The organism is Streptomyces sp. NPDC004752 (assembly GCF_053601275.1).
The window spans coordinates 1-1,849 of record NZ_JBSGBN010000294.1; the positions used below are offsets into that span (position 1 = coordinate 1).

Below are 1,849 nucleotides of genomic sequence, written 5' to 3' on the forward strand. Positions count from 1 at the left end.
AAGCTGAGTGAACCAGGGGTTGGCCGCGATTCTCTCATCGGGCGGCTGCCCGTCACATGAGGTGGCCGAGAGATCGATTTCTTTTCCAGGAAATGGGACAGCCCTAGCTAATGCCCAACATAAGATTAAATTGTTAGAGAAAGAAAATCGTTATCTTCAGGAGGAACTTGAACTTCTAAAAAAGTTCCGGGTCTTCTTGAAGCGAAGCAAGTAAAACGTTTTGAATTTCTCTTGAAACATCATGGGAAGATAAAAATTAAACATGCAGTAAAAGTTCTTAAGGTTTCTCGCTCAGGTTTCTATGAATACATGCATCGTCGTCCTTCAAAACAACAAGTGGAGAGAGAAATTCTCTCAGAGAAGATAAAAGCTGTCTTTCATGAGCATAAGGGACGCTATGGTGCGGTTAGAATTACCAAGGTACTTCATAATACTGGTATTATGACCAACACGAAACGTGTTGGGAAACTGATGCACTTGATGGGACTTTATGCCAAGGGAAGCCGTTATAAATATAAACATTACAACAGAAAAGGAGCTTCGCTTTCAAGACCCAATTTAATTAATCAGATCTTTAAAGCAACAGCTCCTAATAAAGTATGGCTGGGAGACATGACCTATATCCCTACCAAAGAAGGCACCTTATACTTAGCCGTGAATATCGACGTTTTTTCACGTAAGATTGTAGGCTGGTCAATGTCTTCACGGATGCAAGATAAACTGGTGAGGGATTGCTTCTTACAAGCTTGTGGGAAAGAACATCCTCAGCCTGGCTTGATTGTCCATACTGATCAAGGGAGTCAATATACAAGCTCTCGTTATCAATCTACTCTTCGTCAAGTCGGTGCTCAATCTAGCATGAGTCGTAAAGGAAATCCCTATGACAATGCAATGATGGAGTCTTTTTATAAGACGCTAAAGAGGGAGCTTATTAATGATGCTCATTTTGAGACAAGAGCTGAGGCTACTCAAGAAATATTTAAATACATTGAGACCTATTACAATACAAAAAGGATGCATTCAGGTCTTGATTACAAGTCTCCAAAAGACTTTGAAAAATATAATTCTTAAATTCTCTTAACTCCGTGTCTAGTTTTTCGTTGACTTTCCAGAAAAGTCTATATTTTGGGGGTCACTACATTCTTCGGTTCTTTTTATATATTCCTCGAATGGTCTCCATGCCCTTAATCGTGGAAGAGGCTGTACGGAGACTTTGATAAAATTTATTCCGTCGTTTAATAGGTCGATGATCTTGTTCTATTAAATTGTTAAGATACTTCACAGTTCGGTGCTCTGTCTTAGTATATAAACCCACACTCTGTAACTTTCTAAAGGCGGAGCCAAGAGAAGGTGCTTTATCGGTCACAATTGCTTTCGGCTCACCAAACTGTTTATGGAGTCGTTTTAAGAAAGCATAGGCTGCTTGCGTATCCCGTTTCTTTCGTAACCAGATATCTAAGGTTAAGCCGTCCGCATCAATTGCACGATAAAGATAATGCCAACGTCCCTTAATTTTGATATAGGTTTCGTCCATTTTCCATGAATAGAAGGATTGTCTATTTTTCTTCTTCCAAAGATAATAGAGGACTTTGCTGTACTCTTGCACCCAACGATAAATCGTAGTATGACAAACATTTATTCCACGATCATATAACAATTCCTGAACTTCACGATAGCTTAGATTGTAACGCAGGTAGTAACCAACAGCGACAATAATGACGTCTTTTTTGAATTGTTTGCCTTTAAAATGATTCATTACTCTGTCCTCTCTGTCTTTTTTCTCAATTTTACACTAAAATAGATTTTTTGGAAAACTTTGCAACAGAACCCCTAAAACCATGGATGAACG

2 pseudogenes are annotated in these 1,849 nt (G+C 38.9%); one reads left to right on the forward strand and one right to left on the reverse strand.

From position 1 onward, the window contains the following. Positions 1-79 precede the first annotated feature (79 nt). Positions 80-1,071 (forward strand): annotated as a pseudogene (locus tag ACWEKM_RS46445) (IS3-like element IS1068 family transposase); the annotation flags it as partial. Between the two features lie 70 nt (positions 1,072-1,141). On the opposite strand, the pseudogene ACWEKM_RS46450 reads toward ACWEKM_RS46445, so the two are convergent. Next, positions 1,142-1,756 (reverse strand): annotated as a pseudogene (locus ACWEKM_RS46450) (IS6-like element ISS1N family transposase); the annotation flags it as partial. Positions 1,757-1,849 lie beyond the last annotated feature (93 nt).